Consider the following 23,791-nt stretch of genomic DNA (forward strand, 5'->3'; position numbering starts at 1 on the left):
GCGGCGAGACCGGATGACGGTTGACCTTGCGCGATGGGCCGGCGTCTTGCAAGACGCCGGCAGAGCGTCGATGCTGATGCGCGGCAACGGGATGAAGATCGGACATGGCGGGCGAGAAGATCTGTTTTGCCGCCCTGCCGGGTGCCCTACCTTCGATCTGGCCGGCGACCTCCCGCCAGGACGCCGTTTCGGCTCCGTCCGACGATAGCGTGACGCGGAAAATCCGGCTGCGGGGCCTAGATGCACAACCCGAGAGCGCAGAGTTGGACGCTGCCTTCCTGGCGCCGCGCGTGCTGCCGCGGCTCGCGCGCCAATCCGGTCCGGCTTCATCGGCCCAGACCGCATATGCCGGAGCGGAAAGCCTGATCATTCTCCTGCCGATGGGTCGCTTCGACGACGGCGTCTGGGCCCCGATCATCGAAAGGCTGCTGGCGGGCGCCGGCGCCATGCGGCGCGAGACGATCCTGGCTTGGGCCGGCATCGAGCCGTTCCTGGCGCCATTCGGCCGGCGCGCCTCCGAGGTCTGGAGCGATCCGCGCATCGTGCCGGGGCTTCTGACGGTATTCGAGCGGTCGGCCCGCTCGCTCGCCACGATCATGCGCGATCTGCCTTCGATCGACGGCGCTCCGGCCGTCCGCAAGGGATTGATCAGGGTGGAGATGGGCGAGGCCGGAGCCCCCGACAGGATCGCTCTGGCCTTGGCCTGACTAACGCCAGACCAGATCGTTGGCGAGATCGCGGCGGCCGCAGGCCAGCGACAGCGCGTTCACGGCGCTGCGATAGCCCTGCAGCGAGTAGACCACGCGCGAGGGGCGGCCGTCCTGCGTCGTGCCCCGCAACTCCAGCGTCGAGCCGTTGTTGTAGCCGCGGATCGCCTCCCGGTTCAGAACTGGCTCGCCCTTGGCGTTGAGCACCATCGGCTGGATGAAGTTGCCGTCTTCAGGCGAACTGACGTTGATCTGCCGCATCTGGCCGGCGTCATCCACCGTCGCATAGATCGGGCTGTCCTCGGCGTAGTTGCGCTTGTCGTCGAGCAGATGGTTGATCTCGCCGCGATGGTCTTCACGCGCCGACAGCCAGATCACCGGCAGCTGCTCGCGCCAGCCGCGCGGCGTGATCTCCACAGCCGGCGTATAGGCGTAGCAGGTGCGCTGGCCCGAAGCGTCCTGGATATAGCCGGCATACCAGTCCTGGAACCGGCTGAGCAGGCGGCCCGGCGCCTCCGGCTCGAGCAGCGTCGAGGTGTCGACGGCGCGCGCGCGCAGCAGGTAGTCGTGGCGCGCCGGACCGGGGCTTGCGACCTTGATCGTGTACTGGCCGGGCGCGAGCTTGTAGCGGCGCAGATTGGGCCGGGCCGGATTGGCGATATGGATCGTCTGCAGCGGCCTGTTGCCCGGCCCCAAAACGTCGATCGGCAGGACGCGACCCGGCCCCCGGATCTTGTCCATCGGAAGATCGACCTCGACATAGGATTCGCGCGCGACCGAGAAGGCATATTGATGGTTGAGGCGCCGGCCGTCGATCTGGTCCTCGATCCGCAGCGGCACCGCCCCGAGTCGCGGAATGGACGCGATCGCCCCGGTACGCCCTGCCGTCGAGGGGCCGAGCGCCGCCCATTGCAGGGCCGGCATCTCGTCGGCGAGCACCAGTCCGTCGCTGAAGATCGGCGTGTCGTCCTTGCGGCTGACCTCGATCGAGATGTGGTAGCCGTTGCGGCGCTGCTCGACCACGACATCGGCGTCCCAGCGCTTGTCGCTCTCGAACGAGGCCCGATCCGGGCTGACCACGGAGAGCTTCGTCGGGTTGCCGATCGATATCTCGCTCGCCGTCGCCGAGGCGCGGCTGACCGCCTTGCTCATCATCCGGGTGAAATGGTCGGGCAGGTGCCGGTCGAGCTCGATGCCCGTCGGAGTCCGCGCCTTCACCACGAGTTCGTTGGGACCGCGCGATTTCGTCCAGACGTCGCTGGCGACCTTGCCGAAGATGTTTTCGGCGGGAATGTAGATTTCGCCGGCCAGATGCGAGGGCACCACGAAGGGGCCGACATTCAGGTAGCATTCGGTTCCCAGACGGCCGATCGCCTTCAGGGAGAAGTTGGTATTGGCTCCGACCTTCTGCCCGGAGCCCTGGATCAGGATCTCGACCCGGTTCAGCATCGCCTCGGCCGCACCCGCATTGGGCGAGGACAGAAGCCCGACGCTCTGGACCTCGAGCACCGCGCCGATATCGCTGAACGGCGCCATTTCGAGATCGGGCAGCCGCGAGAACGCGGCATGCACCGCACCCATCAGATGGTTGCCCTGGTCCTGCGTGAAGGCTTGGACGGTCGTCGGCAGAGAGGCCGTGCCGACGACGACCTTGCGGTCGCCAGGCACGCATTTCTCCCGCACCAGCCGCCACAATTCACGGGAAGCCGAGTTGATCGGATCCTGCGGCACGAAGCCCGGGAAGACGACGGTCGTCTGGGCAGCCGCCGGCACGGCTGCGAGCATGGCCGCGGCTGCGAAGGTGGAGATCAGGAACCTGGTCGAGTCACTGGGTTTCATGGTTTGTCCCCGTCACCTTCCGCGCCCCGCCGGGATGGCGGGGCGCAATGCCGACGGCCTGTTGCAGTTTGGCTCAGATGCCGGTGTATTCGGTCTTGCCCGAAGCGAGCTTGACCTCGGTCAGTTCGACCGTCTCCTTGCCGGCAGACTGGCCGTCGCGGGTCATCGAGCGCTCGACCACCTTCACGCGGGCGCCCGAGCTGTTGTTGTAGGTCCGCACCGTCCGGCTGCTGACCCGCACCCGCTGCCCGCTCGAGTTGCGGAAGCTCTGGGAGTTCGAGCCGAGCCGTGCGGCGATGAACGCCGATTCGCGAGCCCGCTCGCGCTCGATCGCATCGGCGATGACAAGGCCGGTGATGCCGCCGAGCGCCGCGCCGATCAGCGCACCACGACCGCCGCCGACGGCGCCACCGATCAGCGCACCCGCGCCAGCGCCCAGCAGGCCACCCGAAGCGACCCGCTCCTGCGAACCCGTGCAACCGCCGACCAGCAGAGCACCCGCCACGGCCACGACACCGAGCTTCATTTTCGTAGACTGCATAACGTCCAACCCCTTTGCCTCGAGAATCCGCTTGTGATCTGTTGTTCGACGAGCTTTCACGGCCTTGCGGATGTTTGCGCCGTTTCCGCAAGATCGGCGAAGAATTACTCGCCGTCGCCGAATTTATTCCATATCGCCCCTGCACGGGCAAGCGCGGCCGACGGTCTTCCCATCCGCAATCGGAGCGGAAATGCGGCAACTACAAGGAAAAGGCGTGTCTACGCAAGCTTTGTCGCAGTGCAAAAAGCTCTGCGCAATCGCACGGCATGCTTAATCGCGGGTTCGCCATGTCGTCCCGGCGACCCGCGTAGAGACGGCGGGGCAAGTGACGCAACGACTTATAGACCCTGCCGGCACGTGATGTCTCTTGCCAAACGGCCTCTGAGTCGATCACGCGAAATGCACTCACCGTCATTGCGAGCGCTGCGAAGCAATCCAGAGGTGTGCGCAAAACCTCTGGATTGATTCGCTGCGCTCGCAATGACGAAAGCGACCGGATCCCTCGGAATCAAGCGTATTCCGGCCGGCGGGGCGTGAAGACGTCGAGATTGATCACCGGCTCGTCGCCCACGACCTCGCCCCAGTGCTCGACATTGGCCGGCACCACCAGCAGGCTGCCCGGGCCGAGCAGATGCTCTTCGCCGCCGACCACGAAACGGATCGTGCCGCTGACGATATAGGCGATCTGCTCGTGTGGATGGCTGTGCGGCTTGGGCTCGTGGCCCGGCATCAGCCTGTGCAGCGCCAGCGTCGCCGCGCTCCCGGAAAACGCCTTGCGGTCGACCCCCGGGCGCACCGGCGTCCACGGAATGCCGCTCCAGTCGATCTTGTGGATGTCCATGACGTGTCTCTCCTGTCCTTGAAAGGCGGCCGGCCTATTTGGCCGCGCCGAGGATGCCCGACGGGCGGATGAACAGGAACAGCAGCAGCACCGACAGCGCCGCGACGTTCTTCAGCCCCGCTCCGAAGGTGACGATCGCCAGCGCCTGCATCAGGCCCAGCAGCAGCCCGCCGAGAAAGGCGCCGAAGGGCCGCCCGAAGCCGCCGACGATCGCGGCGATGAAGCCGCTGATCGCGAAGGGCACGCCGACATTGAAAGCGGTGTATTGCGTCGGCGTGATCAGGATGCCGGCGATGGCGCCCAAAGCCGCGCTCAGCGCAAAGGCCAGCGCCAGCATCCGGGACACCGGAATGCCCTGCAGCGCGGCCGCCTCGCGGTTGATCGAACAGGCGCGCATCGCCTTTCCGGTCCGCGTCAGGCCGAAGAAGGCGGCCAGCAGCGCCACGATCGTCAGCGAGCCGCCCACGATCCAGAGGAACTGCGTGCCGACAGCCACGCTGCCGAACATCAGCGGCGGCAGGTCGGTGAACACCGGCAGCGTCCGCGGCTGGTCGCCGACGGCGAGCAGCGTCAGCCGCTCGATCACGATCTGCGCGGCGAGCGTCGCCAGGATCATCACGAACATCGTCGCCTTGCGGTTCCACAACGGCCTGACCACGATCCGCTCGATCGCCACGCCGAGCACAGCGACCGCGGCGATCGCGACGACCGCCGCCACGGGCAGCGGCACGCCATGCCGGCTGAACAATGTGTGGGTGATCATGCCGCCGAGCATCACGAACGCCCCTTGCGCGAAGTTCACGATGCCGCTTGCATTGTAGATCACGCAGAAGCCGATGCCGATCAGCCCGTAGACGCAGCCGATGCCGAGTCCGCTGACCAGAACCTGGGGGATATAGGACCAGTCAGCCATCGGCCGCCTCCTTGCTGGACGGCACAATCGTGTCGGCAGGCTCCGCCGCACCGAGATAGGCCGCGATCACGGCCGGGTCGGCGCGAACCTCCGCCGGCGTGCCCTGCGCGATCTTGCGGCCGAAATCGACGACGACGATGCGGTCCGCCGTGTTCATCACCAACGTCATGTCGTGCTCGACCAGCAGCACCGTCGTGCCTGTATCGGCGATGCGCCGGATGATCGCCGAAAGCGCCGCCGATTCCTCGGCGTTCAATCCCGCCGCCGGCTCGTCGAGCAGGATCAGCCGCGGACCCGCCGCCATGGCCCGCGCGAGTTCCAGCATGCGCTGGCGGCCATAGGGCAGGCTGGAGGCCGGTTCGTCGGCGAGCGCCGCAAGCCCGGTGAAATCGAGGAGCTCGCGGGCGCGGGCCTCGACCTGTTCCTCTTCGCGGCGCGCCGAGGCCGGGCGCAGCAGGGCCTGGAACAGCCCCGCCTTGCCATGCAGGTGGCAGCCGACCTTGACGTTGTCGAGCACGCTCAGATCCTCGAACAGCCGCACGAGCTGGAAGGTCCGCACCAGCCCGCGCGCCGCGATCGCCACCGATGGCAGGCCGGTGATGTCCTGCCCCTCGAAGACGATCCTGCCCGAGCTCGGGGGCATGAACCCCGAGATCAGGTTGAACAGGGTGGTCTTGCCGGCACCGTTGGGGCCGATCACCGCCGTCACGCCGTCGGCCGGCACGTCGAAGCTGACATCGTCGACGGCCACCAGCCCGCCGAACCGGCGCGTGACGCCCTCTAACCTTAGCCGGGTCATGAGCGCCCCCTCGGCGAGAACAGGCTGGCGAGCCCGCGCGGGGCGTAGATCAGCAGCAGGATCAGCGCCGCGCCATAAGCGAGGTCCTGGTAGTCCTTGAAGGCGCGGAAGGTCTCGGGCAGCAGGCTGACGATCAGCGCGCCGATCAGCGGGCCCGCCACCGTGCCGATGCCGCCGACATAGAGCATGGTGAAGGTGACGATGACCATGTGCAGGCCGAACACCTCCGGGCTGACGAAACCCACGACATGCACGAACAGCGAACCCGCCAGCGCCGCAAAGCCGGCCGAGAGCAGGAAGGCCATCAGCTTGTAGCGCGCCACGTCGATGCCGAGCGCCTGCGCCGCCTCCTCGCTGCCGGCGACCGCCGACAGGGCCCGGCCGAAGCGCGAGCGGCGGATGCGCGAGGCCGCGAAGGCTGATGCCGCGACGACCAGCGCCAGCATCACCAGCTGTCCCCGGTCGGAGGTAATCTCGTAGCCAGCAAACCCCATCGGCGGGATGCCGGAAAGGCCCATATAGCCTTGCGTGACCGACTGCCACTCGACCGTGATCTCATAGGCGATCAGCCCGATGGCGAGCGTCCCCATGGCCAGGTAATGGCCCTTCAGCCGCAATGCCGGGAAGCCGATAAGCCCGGCCGCCAGTACGGCTGCCGCCATGCCCAGCGCCATCGCCGGCAGCGGGCTCCAGCCATGGGTCGCGGTCAGCACGGCCGAGACATAGCCGCCGATCGCCGCAAACGCGTTCTGGCCGAAGGAGACCTGCGCGGCAAATCCCATGAACAGGTTCAGCCCCGTGACGAAGACGGCGTAGATCAGTGCGAACGACACCACGGTCGCGGCATAGCCGCCGACCAGCATGGCGTAGCCAACCACGCCGCCGGCGAAGAGCCAGGGCAGCAGGCCGACCAGCCGGATCCGGCGTCGGTCAGGCGAAGTAGTGCTGGGCGAGATCGTCATGGGATGTGATGTCACGCGGATCGAGTTCGGCGACGATGCGCCCGAGGGAGAGCAGGTAGACGCGCGCCGCGAGCTTCAGCGCCAGCGGCGCCTTCTGCTCCACCAGCACGATCGCCAGCCCTTCGCGATTGAGAAGTCCGAGCGTCTCCAGGATTTCGCCCGTGACGCGCGGCGCCAGCCCAAGCGAGGGCTCGTCCAGCAGCAGCACCCTGGGGCCGGCCATCAGCGCCCGGCCGATAGCAAGCATCTGCTGCTCGCCACCCGACATCGAGCCCGCGACCTGGCCCAGGCGCTCCTTGAGACGCGGAAACAGGGTCAGCACCCGCTCGCGCCGCCTGGCGAACTCGGCGCCGTCGCGCAGGCGATAAGCCCCGAGTTCGAGATTGTCGGCCACGCTCATCGGCCCGAAGATGCCGCGCCCCTCCGGCACCAGCACGATGCCCTGCGAGGCCACCGCCACCACGTCCTGACGCGGCAGCACCGCACCCCGGAAACGGACCTCGCCGGCATTCGAGACCAGCCCCAGCAGCGCCCGCAGCAGGGTCGACTTGCCCGCGCCGTTGGGGCCGAGCACCGCCACGAGCTCGCCCTCGCCGATCCGGATATCGACCGGATGCAGCGCCTGGACATGGCTGTAGCGCGCCGAAAGCCCCTTCGCCGCGAGAATGGGCGGAGGAGCCGCGGCGACAGGCGCCGCGGCCATGTCGACGCTCATTGCACCACCTTGACCTTGCCGTTCTCGATCGTCGCGAGCACGAACGGGTTTACGGTGATGCCCTGGTGCAGATCGGGGCGGAAATTATAGACGCCCGTCGTGCCCTGGAAGCCGCTCAGCGTCTCGTAGGCGTCGCGGACCTTGTCGCCCTCGAAGGACTTCGCCTTCTCGATCGCCGCCACCGTCAGCATCACGCCATCCCAGCCGCGCGAGGCCCAGTTCGGATCGCGGTCCTTGAACTTCTCGCGCCAGGGGTCGAGGAATGCCTTGATGCCGGCCTTGAGCGCGCCCTCGGGCAGGGCTTCGTAGACCTGCGAGGGCGAGGCGACGAAGAAGAACTTGTCGCCCAGAACCTCGGAGACCGGACCGAACACGGCCAGATCCTCGAGGCTCGTCAGCAGCAGCATGTCGGCGCCGAGCTGCTTGATGTTCTTGGCCGCCGTCAATGTCGTGCCGCCGAGCCCGATCTTCAGGATCGCTCCGGCGCCGGCCGAGCGGGCCTTGCTGATCTGGACGCTGAGATCCGCGTCGTCCTGCTTGTACTGCTCGACCGCGACCACCTCGAGCCCATAGGTCGAGGCGACCTTCTCGGCGACGGACTTCTGCAGGTTGGCGTAGGGCGTCGGATCGTGCAGCACCGCGATCTTGCGGATTTGCGTCTTCTCCTTGAGGTACTGCATGCGCTTCTCGACCTCGAAGCCGGCCGGCGGCAGCGTCGAGAAGGCCCACTGCACATGCTCGGCCTGCTGCGGCAGGATCGAGCACAGCATCATCGGCAGCTTGGCACGCACGACGAGCCCTGCCGCGGCGAAGTTGCCGGCCGAGACGCAGCCGCTGATGAAGACGTTGACCTGGTCGGAGCTCATCATCTTGCGATAGACGGTCACGGCCTCCTGCGGCTCGGAGCGGTTGTCCTCGACGATGACCTGGATCTTGCGGCCCATCACGCCGCCCTTGGCGTTGACGGCGGCCGCCGCCAGTTCGACGCCATCGCGCCAGGCACGATCGACGGTCGCGGCATAGCCGGTCAGCCCGGCCGAGACGCCGACCTTGTAGACCTCCTGCGCGCCGGCCCCCTGCGGCAGCGCAGCAGTGAGGCAGGCGGCAAGCGCGGCCGCCCCGATTCTGGATGTCGTCATGATGTCCTCCCGTTTCCTCTGGTTTCGGGTCGTTCGCCGCGACATGCGGCGCGCCCTTTTTGGTGTTCGCCGGGGGCTCTCGCCCCCCGTATCAGGCCGTCGGCTTGCCGTAGCCTCCGCCGCCCGGTGTCTCCAGCAGCACGACGTCGCCGGCCCGCATGGTCAGTTTCCTGGCTTCGCTGACATCCTTGCCGTTGACGCGGAAGTGCCCCGCCGCGCCGGGCAGCCCGCCATCGATCCCGTCTGGACCATGATTGAGCCGGCTCGGCACCGCGTTCAACAGCCAGGCATGCTCGGTGCGCATGTGGAACTGGATGCTCTGGCCGTCGCCGCCCTGCATCCGGCCCTTGCCACCCGAGCCGCGCCGCAGCTCCTTGCGGTCGAACACGATCGGCATCGCCGCTTCCAGGATCTCGATCGGCACGGCCGCGACCCCTGTCGGATAGCAGGTCGCGCTCGGGCCGGGCTTGCCGGCGCGCGCGCCCATCCCGCCGGAATAGTTGAACATCGACGAGGTGAAGGGCTCGCCATCGGGTTTCCTGCCCTGGATCTGGATGGTCCAGACGGCGCCCGAGCCCTCCGCCAGCACCCGCTCGGGCATGACCTGATGCAGCGCCTTCAGGATCGGCATCGGCACATACATCCCCACGACATGGCGGGCATTCACCGGGGCGGGATAGGCGCAGTTGATGATCGAGCCCTTCGGCGCACGCACCTCGATCGGCGCCAGCGAGCCGGTGTTGTTGGGCAGGTCCGGGTTGAGGCAGGAGCGCACGGCGAAGGTCGAATAGGCGTGGGTGTAGTTCAGCACGACGTTGATGCCCGTCGTGGTCTGCGGCGAGGAGCCCGCGAAATCGATGATGATCGCGCCGGCCTCGACATCGACGGTGACGGCGGTCTTCAGCGTGATGACCTCGCCGCCGGGCACGTCGAAGCTGCTCTCGCCATGATAGGTGCCGGGCTTGAGCTTGCGGATGGCGTTGCGCGTCGCCTCCTCCGAGCGGTCGATGATCTCGTCGGACAGCGCCTCGATATCGTCGATGCCGTAGCGCTCGCATAGCGTGATCAGATGCTCGGCGGCAGCCTCGCCCGAGGACACCTGAGCCGAGAGGTCGCCGAACACGGCGTCGGGCGTGCGCACATTGCTGCGGATGATGTCGTGCAGCATCTCGCTCGGCTTGCCGCGCTCGTAGAGCTTGAGCGGCGGGATCCAGAGGCCTTCCTCATGCACGTCGCGAGCCCCGGCCCCGATGCCGTAGCCGCCGATATCGGTGTGGTGGATGGTGGAGCCGATATAGGCGAGCAGCTTCTGGCCGTCGAAGATCGGCGTCAGGATGGTGATGTCGAAGAAGTGCCCGGCCGAGAGCCAGGGGTCGTTGGTGATCAGCACGTCGCCCGGCTCGCAGCGCCCCTCGAACAGCCGCACCAGATGTGCCCCGGCGATGGCGAGCGAGTTGATGTGGCCGGGCGTGCCGGTATTGGCCTGCGCCACCATGCGCCCACGCTTGTCGAACAGCGCGCAGGCGAGGTCGCCGGCCTCGCGCACGATCGGGCTGAAGGCGATGCGCTGCAGCGCCTTGGCCCGCTCGTTGACGATGCCGATCAGGTTCGACCAGAGGATTTCGAGTTCGACGCCGTCCATGGGCTGTGACTTTGCCATCGGGTTCAGCCTTTCGTGGCGACGATGCAGCCGAGCGCGTCGATCGTCGCGCTCCAGCCGGGGGGCAGCGCGGTCGTTGTCTCGCGCTCCTCGATGATGGCGGGCCCGGCGATGGTCTGGCCGGTGGCGAGCGCGGCGCGCTCGTAGACGGGCACGGACTGGCCGTCTTCCCAGGCATGGACAGGGCGATGGTGCTTGGGCGCCCCGGCTTCGATTTGCGGCCGTGCCTGCCCGTCGAAATGCGGCAGCGGGCCGCGCGCGACGACGCGCCAGGTCACGAGTTCGATCGGGACATGCGAGGGATTGACGCCGTAGAGCGTGCGGTAGACGCCCTCGAACTGCGCCGTCAACGCCGCGATGTCGCGGCTCTTGCGCGGATCGGTCTCGAAGATGATCGTGACCTCATGCTGCTGGCCGACATAGCGCATGTCGGCGCCGACCAGGATGGTGACGTCGGCGGGCGCGCAGCCGGATTCGCCCAGCGCCGCCAGCCCCTCGCTTTCGAGGTCGCCGAGCACGCGATCGACGCGCGCCCAGTCGAGATGGTCGATCCGCGTCAGGTCGCTGCGCACCAGATCGAGCCGCACCGGTGTCACCAGTGTGCCGAAGGCCGACAGCACGCTCGACTGCGGCGGCACGATCACGCTCGTGCTCTGCAGCAGCTCGGCGACGCCGCAGGCATGCAACGGTCCCGCCCCGCCGAAGGCAAACAGCGGCAAGCCGCGATAATCGACGCCGCGATCGGTGGCGTGCGTGCGCGCCGCCGACGCCATCGCCTCGGTCACGATCCGGTAGATGCCGCGCGCCGCCTGCACCGGGTTGAGACCGAGCGCATCGCCCAGCCGCGTCAGCGCGGCGTCGCAGGCCGCCTTGTCGAGCGACATGTCGCCGCCCAAAAAGTTCTCGGCATCGATCAGCCCGAGCACGAGGTCGGCGTCGGTCACGGTCGCGTTCTGGCTGCCCTTGCCGTAGCAGGCCGGACCGGGATTCGAGCCGGCGCTTTCGGGACCGACCTTGAGCAGGCCGAGATCGTCGACATGGGCGATGCTGCCGCCGCCGGCGCCGATTTCGATCAGGTCGATCGAGGGCACCGTGACCGGCAGCCCGCTGCCTTCGCGGAAGCGGTAGCGCCGGTCGACCTCGAACAGCCCGGTGATCAGCGGGGTGCGATCCTCGATCAGGCAGGCTTTCGCAGTCGTGCCGCCCATGTCGAAGGACATCAGCCGGTCGATGCCGAGCAGTTCGGCATAGTGGCAGGCCGCCAGCGCCCCGGCGGCCGGGCCGCTCTCGATCATCCGGACGGGATTGCGCCCGGCCGTCTCGGCCCCGACGACGCCCCCCGAGGACAGCATGATCAGCGGCGTGTTGGAAAAACCCTCGACGCGCAGGCGCTCGCTCAGCCGCTTCAGATAGGGCTGCGAGATCGGCATCGCATAGGCGTTCACCGTCGCGGTCGAGGCGCGCTGGTATTCGCGGATCTGCGGCGCGACCTCCGAGGAGGTGCAGATGAAGACGTCGTTAAGTTCCCGCGCCAAAGCGGCGGCAACCTGCGCCTCATTGGCAGGATTGGCGAAGCTGTTGAGGAAGCAGATCGCCAGAGCCCGCGCCCCGCTGGCCCGAATGTCTGCGGCGAGCGTCGTAATATCGGCGGGATCGGGCGCCAGCGCGATCGTGCCGTCGGCCAGCACGCGCTCCTTCAGCCCAAAGGTGAGTTCCCGTGTGACCAGCGGCTCGGGAAACTCGATCTGCGGATCGTACATGTCGTAGCGGTGTTCGTTGCGGATCGTCAGCACGTCGCAGAAGCCGTCCGTGACCACGAGCGCAGTCGGCAGGCCCTTCCGCTCGATCAGCGCATTGGTCACGACCGTGGTCGCGTGGACCACAACGCCGTCCACCGCGTCGGCCGCGATTCCGGCCTTGGCGAGAACGGAATCGACCCCTCGGAAAAAACCTTCCAGCAGGTCGTGATGCGTCGTCAGCGTCTTGTCGACGCTCAAGCCGCCGCGGGAATCGCGCAGGACGATGTCGGTGAAGGTGCCGCCGATATCGACGGCCAGCGAATAGGTCATGGCTTTCAGTCTTTCAGTCTTGCCAGGTCTTCTAGTTTTGTCAGGTCTTCTAGTCTTGCCAGGTCAATCCGCGCGAAATCCGTGCGGCGCTGCCGACGACCTCCCGGATTTGCTCGGCATCGGGAATGGCGGTGATGAACTGTGTCGAGCCGACGAGCGCGATCGAGCCGACAAGGACCTTGCGATGGTCGAAGACGGGCGCGGCGAGGGCGTTGACGCCGGTGATGATTTCGTCGGGCGCGGTCGCCCAGCCGCGCTCCTGCACGGTCGCGATCTCCGCCCGCAGCGCCTCGCCCGACACGATGCTGGCGGGCGTCCAGGCCTTGAGCGGGCCAGCGGCGATCCGATGCAGGCGCTCCGGCGCTCCGAAGGCCAGCCAGATCTTGCCATGGGCGCTGGCGTGGAACGCCATCGGCGTACCGCGCCGCGTCGCGAACTCGACCAGCGTCCGGCCCTGGATCAGTTCGAGGACGATGACCTCCTCGTCGATCGCCGCGCACAGCGTCACCGCCTGCCCGGTCCGGTCGCGCAGGGTCATCAGCTCCTCGCGCGCCGCGGCGACGATGTCGAAACGTTGGCGCAGGGCCTCGCCCAGCATCACCAGCTTGATCCCGGCATCGTAGCGGCCGGTCTCCGAATCCTGCCGCACGAAGCCATGGCGCTGCAGCGTCACCAGATGCCGGTAGATCGTCGCCTTGGACGCACCGAGTTCGGCCGCGATCTGCGCGAGCGCTGCCGGACGGCTCTGCGACACCAGATATTCGACCGCGCGCAAGGCGAGATCGAGCGTGCTGGTGCCCGCCGGCAAGGCTTTGGCCGAAACTGTATCCGGTTCCGTCGACAAGAGCGTTTCCCTGTGTCTCATTTCAAATAATGAAACATCGTTTTATTATTTGATACGCTAAGACACAATCCGCGGGGAGGTCAAGATCCTTTTTTCTCCGCGAGAGACGCTGGAAGAACCCCTCTCCCGGATGGGAGAGGGGCAGGGGTGAGGGACCGCCGCTGATTGCTTAAGCGCGACGGCACCGTTGCGTCATTTTCGAGGCCGGCAGGCCCTCATCCGGCCCTCCGGGCCACCTTCTCCCATCCGGGAGAAGGGAAGCGAACGGCGGCGCTTCCCATCGAAAACTTATCCCCGCACCCCAAACCCACCCCTATCCTGCCCTCCCTCCGCCCGACCAAGGGGGCTGTCGCGAGGTGTCGTGCGGCCGGGCGGAGTTGCGGTGTTCATGGTCGCGGCCGTCACGGGTCGATGACCATGGAGGTGCCGTTCGTCGCCTGGGCCTTCAGCAATCCCGGTCCTGCCCGACCTCAATTGGCGATGACGGACCCCCAGACAACCGCGTGCGGGACGGGGTGGCGGCTTTTGGCGCTGCTTCGACACGACAATCGACATCGACATCGGCACGCAGCCATCGACTGCGACGCCACCTCGTCCCGCGCATCCCCTCCGGGATTACGCCCGAAAACCCCGAGGCCAAACGGCCGGACGGGGTTTTCGGTGCGGGCGCTCGCGGCGCGACGGACGGGTGCTCTAGTCGAGCCGTACCAGCCGCGTGATCCGGCTCGGACTGCTCTCGGCCAGCAGGATGTCGCCGTCGGGCGTTCCGAAGATGCCATGGGCGCCGTTGAGCATCGGCCGGCAGCGGCCGAGCCTTTCGCCTTTCGGTCCGATTTTCTGCAGGCTCGGCACCATGTCGGTGACGTAGCTGTTGCCGTCCGCATCGCCCCAGATCGCCACCGGCTGATAAAAATGCGTCCAGCTCGCGAGATGGCCGCCCTGATGGTCGAAGACCTGGACGCGATCGTTGGTGCGATCGACGACGACGACGCGGCCGTCCGCATGCGTCCAGATCGCGTGCGGCCAACCGAATTGCCCGTCGCCGCGGCCATGCTCGCCCCAGCTCTGGACATGGACGCCATAGGCCGAGAAGCGGTGGATGCGGCTCGCCGCATAGCCGTCTGCAACGTAGATGTCGCCCCAGGCCGAGACATGCACATCGGTCGGATGGTTGAACGGCGCGAGCGGCTCGGCCCGCGCGCCGAGGCCGCCCAGGCGTTCACCGGCGGCCGAGCAGATCACGATCTCATGCATGTCGCGATCGACGCAGAGGATGCGGCCCTGAGCATCGGCCGTGAGCATGTGCGAATCGGCGATCAGCCCCCCGCCCCAGCCACCGAGATAATCGCCATCCGGCGAAAGCTCGATCACCCGCGGATCATCGGGCTGGACCAGCGGATCGTGCCGCAGCATCACGAAGACATGGCCGCGCGGATCGACCGTCACATCGGTGACAAAGCCGCTGTTTGGCGGCCAGGAGCCGAAAGGCCGTTCGACACGGTAGCGCGTCTCGCCGAGCGCGACGATCAGGTCATGGTTGGGCACGGCATTCTTTCGCAATGGGCTGGCAGGTCACGGACCTATCCACGCTAGCAAAGCGCCGACGCAGCGACCACCGTGGAACGCCATCGTTCTGTGCGATCCAGACTGGCGCTGCCGCCTCACCAAGGGATGGCCGCGCCCGCATAGTCGAGAAAAGCGCCGTTATCCTGCGGTCCCAGCTGTCCAAAAAGCGAGACCAGCCGCGCCGCGCAGTCGTCGGGACTCTGCACGGCGAGCCCGCTCCGCGCGAAGGGCGCCGACAGTCCCGTCTCGACCGTGCCGGGATGCAGCGCGACGCAGATCGCCTCGGGCCGGGTCCGGCGGCACTCGATCGCAGCGGTCCGCAGGAGCTGGTTCAGCGCCGCCTTCGAGGCCCGGTAGCCGTACCAGCCGCCGAGTTGATTGTCCCCGATGCTGCCGACCCTGGCCGAGAGCGTGGCGAACACCGCCTTCCCCGTGCGCGGCAGCAGCGGCAGCATGTGCTTCATGATCAGGGCCGGCCCGATCGCATTCAGCGCGAAGGCGCGCGCCATCGCGGCAGGATCGAGCTCGCGCCAGGATTTCTCCGGTCGCTGGCCCTCGTCATGCAGGAACCCTGTGGCATCGAAGACGAGCCTGATCTCGCCCTTCGTCGCGGTGAACCGGGCTGCCGCCGCGAGACTGTCCTCGGACAGAAGGTCGATCGCGGGCTCCGTGCTGCGGCTGAAGGCGACGATCCCGGCAAAGTCTGCATTGGCCTCAAGCCGCCGCAGGACCGCGCTGCCGATGCCGCCTCCGGCCCCGAAGACGACTGCGATCCCGCCGGCCGGCCAGTCCTCCGCTTCGTGCGCAGCCATCAGGCGGACGTCTTCCGTTCGAGTATCATGGGCATGATGCCAGCCTCCTGCCGATCCATACGCCGCAGGTCGGGATCTGGACCTGCGGGGCGGCCGGACGTGGAGCTTATGCGGGCACGGGCGCTGTCAGCCCGACGCCGATCAGCCGGTCGACCAGCCCGCGATCGGACTTCAGCGCAGCGGGCGCGCCCGCCCAGCTTATCCTCCCGCGCTCCAGCACGATGACGCGATCGGCGAAATCGAGCGCGCGCTCGACCTGCTGCTCGACCATGATGATGGTGAGCCCGCCCGAGGCGGCGAGCCCGACCAGCCGCTCCATGATCTCGTCGCAGATCATCGGGGCCAGACCCTCCAGCGGTTCGTCCAGCAGCAGCACGCTCGGCTGGCCCAGCAGCGTGCGGGCGATCGACAGCATCTGCTGCTCGCCGCCCGACAATTGCTGCCCGAGATTGCGGCGGCGCTCCTTCAGGCGCGGGAACTGCCCATAGGCCTCCTCGATCGCCTCGCGCGGACGCCCCTTGAGTCCGGTCCGGAGGTTTTCCTCCACGGTCAGCGAGGCGAAGACGTCGCGCGTCTGCGGCACATAGCCGAGACCGAGCATGGCCCGCATCGAACTGCGCCGCGCGGTGATGTCGTCGTCGCCGAGCCGGATCGCGCCGCCATGCAGGCGCGACAGCCCCATCAGCGTCGCCAGCAGCGTCGTCTTGCCCATGCCGTTGCGCCCGAGCACGGCCAAGCGCTCGCCCGCACGCACGCTGAAGCCGATGTCCTCAATGACTCGGACCCGGCCGTAGCCGGCGCTCAGCCCCTCGACCTCAAGCCGGGTGGCGGGCATCGGCATAGCTCCCGAGATAGGCGCGGCGCACCTCCTGATCGGCAGAAACCTCGGCCGGCGTGCCCTCGAAGATCAGGCGCCCGCCGTCGAGGACCAGCACGCGCTTGGCGAAGCGGAAGACCAGGTCCATGTCGTGTTCGATCATCAGGATGGCGATGTCGGCGGGCAGGCGGTCGATCGCCTCCAGAATCTTGAGCGCCTCGTCATGCGGCACGCCGGCTGCCGGCTCGTCGAGCAGCAGGACTTTGGGCGCGAGCGCCATGCCGATCGCCATTTCGACGAGCCGTTGCTGGCCATAGGCCAGCTCCATCACGGTTTTCCGCGCCAGATGCGCGATGTGCAGGATTTCGAGCTGCTCCATCCAAATCGCCTTCACGTCGGGCAGTTCCGTTGCGCGCGAAAAGAACCGGCCGCTGATCCCCAGCCGCTGCATCACCGCCAGCCCGAGGTTTTCGGCGACCGTCAGCCGGCTGAACAGCCGCGTCGTCTGGAAGGTCCGGACCAGGCCGCGCCGGACGCGCGCGGCGATATCGAGATCGGTGATGTCCTCGCCGGCCAGGAAGACCTGCCCCGACGTCGGCTCGGCATTGCCGGTGATCAGGTTGACCAGCGTCGTCTTGCCCGCCCCGTTGGGGCCGATCAGCGCGACGCGGTCCCCGGCGCCGAGGCGAAAGGAAATATCCTGGTTGGTCCTGAGGCCGCCATACGCCTTGGACAGCCCCCTCAGTTCGAGAAGATCACTCATCAGCCAACTCGCCTTGCACTCGCACGCGACCATGCTGCACGCACAAGCTGTACCAGGCCTTGCGGCGCGAACAGGACGATGCCGATCAAAAGCAGGCCGACCAGCGTCATCCAGTGGAACGGATTGGCCGCCGAGACGATGTGCTCGAAGCCCTGGAACAGCATGGTCCCGAGCACCGCGCCCCAGAGATGGCCGGCTCCGCCCAGAACCAGCATGACCAGAGCCTCGGCCGAGCGCTCGAAGCCGACGCTGTCCAGCCCGACGACGCCGGCCGTGATCGCGTTCAGCGCCCCGCCGATCCCCGCCACCGCGCCCGATACGCCATACATGATGACGAGCCGGGGATAGACCGACGCGCCGATCATCCTAGCGCGCAGATCGTCGTCCTTGATGCCCCGGCACATCAGCCCGAAGGGCGAGCGCACGAAACGCGCGAGCAGCATGATCACGAATGCCAGCACGCAGATCGACAGGATGAAACCGGTGCGGCTGTGGAAATCGAAGGCGAACAGGCCGAACACCGGGCCGGGCGCGATGCCCGACAGCCCGTCGCTGCCGCCGGTCAGCCAGGACAGCTTGTTGGCGAGCGCCACCACGAGCTGCCCGAAGGCGATCGAGATGACGAGCTGCGGCAGGCCGCGAAACCGCGTGATCAGCGCCCCCGCCAGCAGCCCGGTGACCGCGCCGGCGACGATGCCGACGCCGATCAGCAGGACAGGCTCCGTCACGCCCCTGACGCAGGCGATGCCCGCCGCATAGGCCGCCACCCCGAACAGCGCGGCATGGCCGAGCGTCGCGACGCCGCAATAGCCGATGACGAGATCCAGCGAGACGACGAGGAAGGCGAGACTGACGATCCGGGTCAGGAAGGCGAGATCGTCCGGGAACAGCCAGTAGCCGAGCGCCCCGGCGACGAGGATCGCCAGGCCATGGGCGAGTTCGATGCCGAGCGGCACGATTCGGTTGCGGACGGCTGGATGGGCGATGGGCGCGCTCATCTCAATGCGCCCGCCCGAACAGGCCGCACGGAAAGGCGCTGACGATGACGATCACGGCCAGATAGAAGAAGAACTCGCCATACTCAGGCGCGAGATACTTGCCGGTCGTGTCGGCAAGCCCCAGCAGCAGCGAGGCCGCCAGCGCGCCCGGGATCGAGCCCGCGCCTCCGACTGACACGACGACGAGAAAGGTCACCATGTAGCGCAGCGCGTAATAGGGTTCGATCGGCAGGATCTCGGCCCCGATCACGCCCCCGAATGCGCCCAGGCCGACAGCCAGCGCGAAGGTGACGGCGTAGATGATCTCCGTGCGGATGCCCAGCGCCTCGGCCATGCCGCTATTGTCGACCGAGGCGCGCAGCTTGATGCCGAACTCGGTCTTCTCGACCAGCAGCCAGAGCACCAGCGCCGTCGCCGCTCCGCAGGCGATGACGAAGAGCCGGTGCGTCGGCATCGACCGGAAGCCGATATCGATCGGCCCGCTCAGCACCTGCGGCAGCGCGATCGGCTTCATCGTCGGGCCGAAAACGAAATTCGCCAGCCCGACGATGACGAAGGTGACGCCGATCGTCATCAGCACCTGGATCAGCGGATCGGTGTTGCGGTAGATGCGCCGATACAGCAGCCGCTCGAACGGGATTGCCACGAGGATCGTCGCTGCGACCGAAAGCAGGATCGCGACGCCATAGCTGGCACCGAGATCGGCGATCGCATAGGAGGCGAAATAGCCCCCGATCATGGCGAAGGCGCCATGCGCCAGGTTCACCACCCGCATCAGGCCCATCATGATCGAGAGCCCGATCGAGATGATGAACAGCACCATGCCATAGGCCAGCGCGTCCATGGCGATGCTCAAGACCGTGCGCATGGGGCTCCGTGGGGTCGGTGTGTGGACAATCTACGTTCTATCCAGAAGACACCGCCATCATCCCGGACAAGCGGCGTCAGCCGCGCCGATCCGGGATCCATCATAGGGCATGACTGCGCATTTCGATGGATCCCGGATCTCGCTTCGCTTCGTCCGGGATGACGTCTCCTCATCAGGCGCGGGCGCCCGCTTACTGCTTGCTCAGCGCCCAGTCCGGCTGCGATTCGAAGTTCTCGATCTCCCTGTTGATCAACTTGCCGTCGACCTTGGCGACCTCGCGCAGATAGACGTTCTGGCGGATGTTCCGCGTATCGGGATCGATGCTGACCGGGCCGCGCGGGCTGACCCAGGACAGGCCCTTCACCGCCTCCATCGCCTTGACGGGGTCGCGCTTGCCGCCCGTCGCCTCGATCATCTTGTAGATCAGGCGCGCGCCGTCATAGGCCGCGACCGCCGTCATCACGACCTCGTCGAGCTTGCCGCCATTCTTGACGATCTGAGCCAGGAACGCCCGGTTCTCCGGCGAGTCGTGCGAGACGGCGTAATGATAGCCCGACAGGATGCCGATGCCCGCATCGCCGAGCGCGGGCAGGTCCGGCTCGGGCACCACGTCGCCGGTCGACATCAGCTTGATGCCGGCACCTTTCAGCCCGTTGTCGATATAGGCCTTGAGGAAGCCCAGCGTCGGCGGCCCCGAGGGCAGGAAGGTGAAGATCGTATCCGCGCCCGAATCCTTCAGTCGCTGCATGATCGGACTGAAATCGGTGGTGCTCAGCGGCATCCGGACCGCCTCTGTGATGGCGCCGCCCTCGGCCTCGAAGGTCTTCCTGAACGCAGCCTCCGCATCGAGGCCGGGGCCGTAGTCGCTCACCGCGATGGCCACCGTCTTCGAGCCGTTCCTGATCGCGACCTTGGCGATCGGTACCGTGTTCTGCCACATCGTGAAGGAGGTGCGCACGATGAAGGGGCTCTTCTCGACGATCGCCGAGGTCGCCGCGTTCATCACCACGAGCGGCGTCTTCGAGTCCTCCAGCAGCGGCGCGATCGCCATGGCGTTGGGCGTGAAGTAGACCCCGGCCAGATACTGCACCTTGTCCTTGATGATGAGCTCCTGCGCCACGGCCTTGGCCTTGGCGGGATTGGGCGCGTCGAGGTCGCGATAGATGAACTCGACCTCGTCATTGCCGATCTTTTTGCCGTTCTGCGCGACGAAGGCCTCGATGCCGGTCTTGAAATTCTTGCCGTAGAGCGCGAACGGCCCCGACATCGTGCCGATGACGCCGATCTTGATCACCTCGGCCCGCGCCGCGCCCGCCATCAGCGCCAGCGCCGCAACGGCCGACAGAACGGCTACCCGCTTCCTCATGTGCGCTTCCCCTTCAGGCAGCAATAGCTGGAACCTGGTGAAACCTGAACGGCTCTCTCGTCGACGCAGGCCCACCCGGCAGATCGGGCTCGACAAGGCCACCGGCGACATCCGACGATGACCATCACAGCCGCCGGGCGGCGTTTCGAGAACGATAGGGCAATCATATGGCCGCCACGCGCATCATCCCCCTGTCGGCCGACGGTTTCCGGCACACGCCCTGGAAGAACGGCGGCGGCGTCACCATCGACATCGCCGATGCCTACAAGGCGGGAGCCGTACAGGGAAGCTGGAATGGCATGATCTGGCGGCTCGGCCGCACGGCGATCACGACGCCGGGCCCGTTTTCCGACCTGACCGGCTTCGAGCGCCTCCAGATGGTCGTCGTCGGCCGGGGCCTCGCCCTCGAAACGCCGGATGGCGAGATCGACCTGAGGCAGCCCTTCACGACTGTCCGCTACGATGGCGGCACACCGATTGTGAGCCGACTCGAAAGCGGCCCGGTCGAGGTCGTCAACCTGATCGCGGACAGGGCTCTGTGCAGGATCGACCTCCGCCTCGCGGCCATGGGAGACGCAATCGCGCTGACCACCGGCACGCATCTGCTCTATGCGCCCGACGCGGCCGTTGCCGCTGCGCATGATGGCACGACGCTGACGGTGGAACCCGGACATGCGCTTCGCATCGAGACCGAAGAAGGCTGCTCGCTCACGATAAGGGAGGGACGCGCGATCCTGGCCTCGATCTACGACGCCGGCTAGGCGGTCCGGACGAGCTGCTACCGCCCCTGCCAGTTCGGCGCGCGCTTGCCCAGGAAGGCTTCCATGCCCTCCCGGAAATCGGCGCTGGTGTAGCACATGACCACGAGGTCATCGCCCGTCGCCTGCGCGCCCGACTTCGCCAGCCTGTGCAGCGCCTCCTTGGTCGCGCGCATGGTCAGCGGTGCATGGCCGGAAATCGTCGTGGCCAGTTCGCGAGCCCGCAGCATCAGCGTCTCATGGTCCGCCAGAATCTCGCTGTAGAGTCCGGCACGCAGCCCCTCCTCGGCATCGAGCAGCCGGGCGGTAAAGATGATGTCCTTGACGCGGGCGGGGCCGAGCAGGGTTGCCAGCCGCGCATAATTGCTCACCGACAGGCAGTTGCCGAGGGCGCGCGATGGGAAATCCGAAGCGCGCCGAGGCCGACGCGATCCGGATGTCGCAGGCGCAGGCGATGCTGGCGCCGCCGCCCGTGACGGCACCCGAAAATCGCCGCGACGGTCGGGATCGGGCAGGTCTCGATCGCCGTGATGATGCGCTCGATACGATCCTCGTACGCCAGCGCGTCTTCAGGTGTGGAGAGCGCGCGGAATTGCGAGATGTCTGTGCCGGCGGCAAAGGCCTTCTCGCCCGCACCGGTCAGGATCAGCACCTTCGGATCGCCATGGGCCGGCAGGTCGCCGCAGATCGCGGCCACCCGCTCATACATCGCAAATGTCAGGGCATTGCGGGCCTGCGGCCGGTTGAGCGTGATCGTGCCGATCCCGCCGCCGACCTCGTAGAGGATATCGTCATCCATGCGAAAAGCCCCTGCATCGCGCCCGGTGCGCGATGGCAGTGGACTATCCCCGCAGTCCTCGGCGGGTCAATCCACCGTCCCGCCGCCCTGCAATTCGGCCGTACGATCCAGCAATCCCGAATTACGCACGCTTCTTGGTGCCGGCCTTTGTCGCGCTTTGCGTTGCGACGGGGTCGCTGGCGGGAAACGTATCTTCCAACGCCTTGTCGAGTTCGGCATCCTTGCCCTTGCCGCGCTCCGCCTCCTTCTGGGATTGCTGCTCCTGACGAAGGCTTTCGCGAGCCGGGTTTGTCTTTGCCTGCATGGTCGTTCTCCTCCGCGGTAGCCGGGCAAGCCGGTCCTTCGCAGAGGGAACGCTCGTGTCATGCCGTCGTTCCCCGCTCGCGACCAGAACGGCGGCGGAGGTCAGAGCATGATGACCGGCGAGAAATGCTGCACGATCGCCGCCAGCAGGGACTGCCCGACGATCCAGGACGTCTTCGGATTGGTCGGCGAGGGCGTGTTGACGATCTCGATCCGCATCCTCCCGAACTCGCTCTCGGCCGCCACCGCATGGCCGTTGCCGGTCGCCTGCGGATCGCAGATCACCGCCACCTCCACGGCCTCGAAGCCGGGGCCCGCCAGCGCCAGCGCCGCCGCGACATTGAGGTTCTGCGGATAGGCCGCCGCTGCGTCGCGCGCCGTCCCCGAGAACAGCGTCACCGGGCCGTCGAGCCGGTCCGGATCATGCCCCAGCCGCAGCAGTTCCTCCCGCCAGGCCGAGGGCGGCTTGCGTGATTCGTAGCTCAGCGACAGGGCCTTGGCAGCCCGCAGCGCCCGCACATAGTCGAGAGCGCCCAGCGCTCCAGATGGCAGGATCAGCCGTCCGCCCGAGGCCCGCGCCGCATCCGTCAGCCTCGCCAGCAGAGCCGCGTCGTGAAGCGCGCCGATCGACGAGACCAGCACCGGCAGCCCCTGTTCGAGACAGGCCGGCACGACGCTGCGCACCGCCTCATGGCCCGCGGCCTCGACGACGAGGTCCGGCCTGAAGGCGGCAAGCTCCGCCGCATCCGACAGCAGCGCTACCGGCTCCGGCACACGCTCGCGCGCCGCCGAGCCGGGCCTGAGCAGGACACCGAGCCCATACACCGGAGACTCGGCTGCCAGCAACGCCGCCGCGAGATCCCCCGCGATCGCCCCGAACCCGATCAGCGCGACGCGCCGAGCCCTCATGCCAGTTCGCCGATCCATTCGGCCACTGTCGCGGTGAACGCATCGGGCCTCGACACGGGGAAGAAATGCCCGCCGGAATCCAGCATCGTCTTGCGCGAGCCCGGCAGGGCGGCGGCAAGCTCCTCCTGCAGGAAGGCGGGCACGATCATGTCGTCGCGCGCGCCCAGGATCAGCACCGGCATGGCCAGCGCTGCAACATCTGCCGAACCGTCGAAGGCAAGCAGAGCGTCGATGCGCTCGCGCACCACCTGCTGCGCTTCCGGTGTTACCGGCGCCTGTGCCAGCGCCCGCTCGTACGCTTCCCAGTTCGCCTCGATCCAGGCCGGCGGATAGGCCATCAGCGCCGCCGTGGCCGCATAGGCCTGGGGGTTCTCGGCCAGGATAGCGCGGCGCGTGCCGAACAGGCCGGTCATGTAGCGGCTGGGCTTCAGCCATGTCGCGCTCAGGATCAGTCCGTCGAGACGCCCCGCCGCCTGTCGCGCCAGCGACTGGCCGATGCAGCCGCCGGTCGAATGTCCCAGCAATACGGCCCGCTCGGCGCCCGCGGCATCGAGAACCGCGAGGCAGTCCTGCGCCAGCTGGTCGATCGTGCACGGCGCCTGCCCGCGCGTGCTGGCGCCGATCCCGCGCTGGTCGAAGCGGATGACGCGGAAGGAGCGCGACAGCGTCGTCGCATTGCCGTCCCAGAAGGCTGCACCACCGCCCAGTCCGCTGACCAGCAGCAGCGCCGGACCTTGCCCCTCGACGGTCGCCCGCAACACGGCGCCGTCCGGCAGCGCGACATCGAAACGCCCCATGGCGCC

The 23,791-nt window shown here is 67.4% G+C and carries 23 protein-coding genes and 1 pseudogene; 2 read left to right on the forward strand and 22 right to left on the reverse strand.

Features of this window, described 5'->3' with window-relative positions:
* Window positions 1-104 precede the first annotated feature (104 nt).
* Window positions 105-707 carry a hypothetical protein gene (locus tag AXW83_RS17125; protein WP_066615383.1) on the forward strand — a complete coding sequence of 201 codons (603 nt, stop codon included), beginning with the start codon at window positions 105-107 and terminating at the stop codon, window positions 705-707.
* Here the strand turns inward: AXW83_RS17125 and AXW83_RS17130 are convergent, their stop codons facing one another.
* The 18 genes from AXW83_RS17130 to AXW83_RS17215 all read right to left on the reverse strand — a co-directional run bounded on the left by AXW83_RS17130 (window position 708) and on the right by AXW83_RS17215 (window position 20,219).
* A complete protein-coding gene (locus tag AXW83_RS17130) occupies window positions 708-2,546 on the reverse strand; it encodes a hypothetical protein (protein WP_066615385.1) in 1,839 nt (612 codons plus the stop codon).
* A gap of 73 nt (window positions 2,547-2,619) precedes the next feature.
* Window positions 2,620-3,087, reverse strand: coding sequence for a glycine zipper domain-containing protein (locus AXW83_RS17135; RefSeq protein ID WP_210179608.1), 468 nt, complete (start codon window positions 3,085-3,087; stop codon window positions 2,620-2,622).
* A 508-nt stretch (window positions 3,088-3,595) separates the two neighbouring features.
* Complete coding sequence (locus AXW83_RS17140) at window positions 3,596-3,928, reverse strand: cupin domain-containing protein (protein ID WP_066615388.1); 333 nt, start codon at window positions 3,926-3,928, stop codon at window positions 3,596-3,598.
* A gap of 34 nt (window positions 3,929-3,962) precedes the next feature.
* Window positions 3,963-4,841, reverse strand: coding sequence for a branched-chain amino acid ABC transporter permease (locus AXW83_RS17145; RefSeq protein WP_066615390.1), 879 nt, complete (start codon window positions 4,839-4,841; stop codon window positions 3,963-3,965).
* Window positions 4,834-5,640, reverse strand: coding sequence for an ABC transporter ATP-binding protein (locus AXW83_RS17150; RefSeq protein ID WP_066615391.1), 807 nt, complete (start codon window positions 5,638-5,640; stop codon window positions 4,834-4,836). The genes AXW83_RS17145 and AXW83_RS17150 overlap by 8 nt, the downstream gene beginning before the upstream one ends.
* Window positions 5,637-6,602 carry a branched-chain amino acid ABC transporter permease gene (locus AXW83_RS17155; RefSeq protein ID WP_066615392.1) on the reverse strand — a complete coding sequence of 322 codons (966 nt, stop codon included), beginning with the start codon at window positions 6,600-6,602 and terminating at the stop codon, window positions 5,637-5,639. The genes AXW83_RS17150 and AXW83_RS17155 overlap by 4 nt, the downstream gene beginning before the upstream one ends.
* On the reverse strand, window positions 6,571-7,317 hold the full coding sequence (locus AXW83_RS17160) for an ABC transporter ATP-binding protein (RefSeq protein WP_236841701.1): 747 nt from the start codon (window positions 7,315-7,317) through the stop codon (window positions 6,571-6,573). Before AXW83_RS17160 ends, AXW83_RS17155 begins: the two co-directional genes overlap by 32 nt.
* Window positions 7,314-8,456 carry an ABC transporter substrate-binding protein gene (locus AXW83_RS17165; RefSeq protein WP_066615393.1) on the reverse strand — a complete coding sequence of 381 codons (1,143 nt, stop codon included), beginning with the start codon at window positions 8,454-8,456 and terminating at the stop codon, window positions 7,314-7,316. Before AXW83_RS17165 ends, AXW83_RS17160 begins: the two co-directional genes overlap by 4 nt.
* A 91-nt stretch (window positions 8,457-8,547) precedes the next feature.
* On the reverse strand, window positions 8,548-10,116 hold the full coding sequence (locus AXW83_RS17170; RefSeq protein ID WP_236841702.1) for a hydantoinase B/oxoprolinase family protein: 1,569 nt from the start codon (window positions 10,114-10,116) through the stop codon (window positions 8,548-8,550).
* A gap of 5 nt (window positions 10,117-10,121) precedes the next feature.
* Entirely contained in the window at window positions 10,122-12,185 is a 2,064-nt protein-coding gene (locus AXW83_RS17175) for a hydantoinase/oxoprolinase family protein (RefSeq protein ID WP_066615400.1), read from the reverse strand.
* Between the two features lie 49 nt (window positions 12,186-12,234).
* Window positions 12,235-13,029, reverse strand: coding sequence for an IclR family transcriptional regulator (locus tag AXW83_RS17180; RefSeq protein WP_066615405.1), 795 nt, complete (start codon window positions 13,027-13,029; stop codon window positions 12,235-12,237).
* A 693-nt stretch (window positions 13,030-13,722) separates the two neighbouring features.
* Window positions 13,723-14,574, reverse strand: coding sequence for an NHL repeat-containing protein (locus AXW83_RS17185; RefSeq protein ID WP_066620660.1), 852 nt, complete (start codon window positions 14,572-14,574; stop codon window positions 13,723-13,725).
* A gap of 116 nt (window positions 14,575-14,690) precedes the next feature.
* Window positions 14,691-15,407 carry an SDR family NAD(P)-dependent oxidoreductase gene (locus AXW83_RS17190; RefSeq protein ID WP_066615407.1) on the reverse strand — a complete coding sequence of 239 codons (717 nt, stop codon included), beginning with the start codon at window positions 15,405-15,407 and terminating at the stop codon, window positions 14,691-14,693.
* Window positions 15,408-15,513: 106 nt separating this feature from the next.
* Window positions 15,514-16,242: an ABC transporter ATP-binding protein gene (locus tag AXW83_RS17195; protein WP_066620664.1), complete on the reverse strand. Its 729-nt coding sequence runs from the start codon at window positions 16,240-16,242 to the stop codon at window positions 15,514-15,516.
* Window positions 16,223-16,987: an ABC transporter ATP-binding protein gene (locus tag AXW83_RS17200; RefSeq protein WP_066615408.1), complete on the reverse strand. Its 765-nt coding sequence runs from the start codon at window positions 16,985-16,987 to the stop codon at window positions 16,223-16,225. The genes AXW83_RS17195 and AXW83_RS17200 overlap by 20 nt, the downstream gene beginning before the upstream one ends.
* Window positions 16,987-17,985: a branched-chain amino acid ABC transporter permease gene (locus tag AXW83_RS17205; protein WP_066615409.1), complete on the reverse strand. Its 999-nt coding sequence runs from the start codon at window positions 17,983-17,985 to the stop codon at window positions 16,987-16,989. The genes AXW83_RS17200 and AXW83_RS17205 overlap by 1 nt, the downstream gene beginning before the upstream one ends.
* A 1-nt stretch (window position 17,986) precedes the next feature.
* Window positions 17,987-18,853, reverse strand: a complete 867-nt coding sequence (locus tag AXW83_RS17210; RefSeq protein WP_066615410.1) for a branched-chain amino acid ABC transporter permease — start codon at window positions 18,851-18,853, stop codon at window positions 17,987-17,989.
* Between the two features lie 190 nt (window positions 18,854-19,043).
* Entirely contained in the window at window positions 19,044-20,219 is a 1,176-nt protein-coding gene (locus AXW83_RS17215) for an ABC transporter substrate-binding protein (protein WP_066615411.1), read from the reverse strand.
* Between the two features lie 167 nt (window positions 20,220-20,386).
* Between AXW83_RS17215 and AXW83_RS17220 the strand changes: the two genes are divergently transcribed.
* Complete coding sequence (locus AXW83_RS17220) at window positions 20,387-20,980, forward strand: HutD/Ves family protein (RefSeq protein ID WP_066615413.1); 594 nt, start codon at window positions 20,387-20,389, stop codon at window positions 20,978-20,980.
* Between the two features lie 17 nt (window positions 20,981-20,997).
* Here AXW83_RS17220 and AXW83_RS17225 read toward each other — a convergent pair.
* The 4 genes and pseudogenes from AXW83_RS17225 to AXW83_RS17240 all read right to left on the reverse strand — a co-directional run bounded on the left by AXW83_RS17225 (window position 20,998) and on the right by AXW83_RS17240 (window position 23,785).
* Window positions 20,998-21,776 (reverse strand): annotated as a pseudogene (locus AXW83_RS17225) (enoyl-CoA hydratase/isomerase family protein).
* A gap of 121 nt (window positions 21,777-21,897) precedes the next feature.
* The gene (locus AXW83_RS17230) at window positions 21,898-22,080 is read right to left on the reverse strand and encodes a hypothetical protein (RefSeq protein WP_066615414.1); all 183 of its coding nucleotides are present in this window, start codon (window positions 22,078-22,080) and stop codon (window positions 21,898-21,900) included.
* A 101-nt stretch (window positions 22,081-22,181) separates the two neighbouring features.
* Window positions 22,182-22,988 carry an aspartate dehydrogenase gene (locus AXW83_RS17235; protein WP_066615417.1) on the reverse strand — a complete coding sequence of 269 codons (807 nt, stop codon included), beginning with the start codon at window positions 22,986-22,988 and terminating at the stop codon, window positions 22,182-22,184.
* Window positions 22,985-23,785, reverse strand: coding sequence for an alpha/beta fold hydrolase (locus AXW83_RS17240; RefSeq protein ID WP_066620667.1), 801 nt, complete (start codon window positions 23,783-23,785; stop codon window positions 22,985-22,987). Before AXW83_RS17240 ends, AXW83_RS17235 begins: the two co-directional genes overlap by 4 nt.
* Between the last annotated feature and the right edge of the window lie 6 nt (window positions 23,786-23,791).

Origin of the sequence: Bosea sp. PAMC 26642, assembly GCF_001562255.1 — a bacterium.
In the GTDB taxonomy this organism is placed as follows: Bacteria; Pseudomonadota; Alphaproteobacteria; order Rhizobiales; family Beijerinckiaceae; genus Allobosea.

What these genes read in the sequence shown, in the direction of transcription:
- AXW83_RS17150 (WP_066615391.1), bottom strand. Translation starts at nt 5,640, where the DNA reads ATGACCCGGCTAAGGTTAGAGGGCGTCACGCGCCGGTTCGGCGGGCTG.
- AXW83_RS17235 (WP_066615417.1), bottom strand. Translation starts at nt 22,988, where the DNA reads ATGAGGGCTCGGCGCGTCGCGCTGATCGGGTTCGGGGCGATCGCGGGG.
- AXW83_RS17145 (WP_066615390.1), bottom strand. Translation starts at nt 4,841, where the DNA reads ATGGCTGACTGGTCCTATATCCCCCAGGTTCTGGTCAGCGGACTCGGC.
- AXW83_RS17240 (WP_066620667.1), bottom strand. Translation starts at nt 23,785, where the DNA reads ATGGGGCGTTTCGATGTCGCGCTGCCGGACGGCGCCGTGTTGCGGGCG.
- AXW83_RS17140 (WP_066615388.1), bottom strand. Translation starts at nt 3,928, where the DNA reads ATGGACATCCACAAGATCGACTGGAGCGGCATTCCGTGGACGCCGGTG.
- AXW83_RS17160 (WP_236841701.1), bottom strand. Translation starts at nt 7,317, where the DNA reads ATGAGCGTCGACATGGCCGCGGCGCCTGTCGCCGCGGCTCCTCCGCCC.
- AXW83_RS17125 (WP_066615383.1), top strand. Translation starts at nt 105, where the DNA reads ATGGCGGGCGAGAAGATCTGTTTTGCCGCCCTGCCGGGTGCCCTACCT.
- AXW83_RS17135 (WP_210179608.1), bottom strand. Translation starts at nt 3,087, where the DNA reads ATGCAGTCTACGAAAATGAAGCTCGGTGTCGTGGCCGTGGCGGGTGCT.
- AXW83_RS17175 (WP_066615400.1), bottom strand. Translation starts at nt 12,185, where the DNA reads ATGACCTATTCGCTGGCCGTCGATATCGGCGGCACCTTCACCGACATC.
- AXW83_RS17130 (WP_066615385.1), bottom strand. Translation starts at nt 2,546, where the DNA reads ATGAAACCCAGTGACTCGACCAGGTTCCTGATCTCCACCTTCGCAGCC.
- AXW83_RS17205 (WP_066615409.1), bottom strand. Translation starts at nt 17,985, where the DNA reads ATGAGCGCGCCCATCGCCCATCCAGCCGTCCGCAACCGAATCGTGCCG.
- AXW83_RS17155 (WP_066615392.1), bottom strand. Translation starts at nt 6,602, where the DNA reads ATGACGATCTCGCCCAGCACTACTTCGCCTGACCGACGCCGGATCCGG.
- AXW83_RS17195 (WP_066620664.1), bottom strand. Translation starts at nt 16,242, where the DNA reads ATGCCCGCCACCCGGCTTGAGGTCGAGGGGCTGAGCGCCGGCTACGGC.
- AXW83_RS17190 (WP_066615407.1), bottom strand. Translation starts at nt 15,407, where the DNA reads ATGGCTGCGCACGAAGCGGAGGACTGGCCGGCCGGCGGGATCGCAGTC.
- AXW83_RS17200 (WP_066615408.1), bottom strand. Translation starts at nt 16,987, where the DNA reads ATGAGTGATCTTCTCGAACTGAGGGGGCTGTCCAAGGCGTATGGCGGC.
- AXW83_RS17215 (WP_066615411.1), bottom strand. Translation starts at nt 20,219, where the DNA reads ATGAGGAAGCGGGTAGCCGTTCTGTCGGCCGTTGCGGCGCTGGCGCTG.
- AXW83_RS17170 (WP_236841702.1), bottom strand. Translation starts at nt 10,116, where the DNA reads ATGGCAAAGTCACAGCCCATGGACGGCGTCGAACTCGAAATCCTCTGG.
- AXW83_RS17230 (WP_066615414.1), bottom strand. Translation starts at nt 22,080, where the DNA reads ATGCAGGCAAAGACAAACCCGGCTCGCGAAAGCCTTCGTCAGGAGCAG.
- AXW83_RS17165 (WP_066615393.1), bottom strand. Translation starts at nt 8,456, where the DNA reads ATGACGACATCCAGAATCGGGGCGGCCGCGCTTGCCGCCTGCCTCACT.
- AXW83_RS17210 (WP_066615410.1), bottom strand. Translation starts at nt 18,853, where the DNA reads ATGCGCACGGTCTTGAGCATCGCCATGGACGCGCTGGCCTATGGCATG.
- AXW83_RS17220 (WP_066615413.1), top strand. Translation starts at nt 20,387, where the DNA reads ATGGCCGCCACGCGCATCATCCCCCTGTCGGCCGACGGTTTCCGGCAC.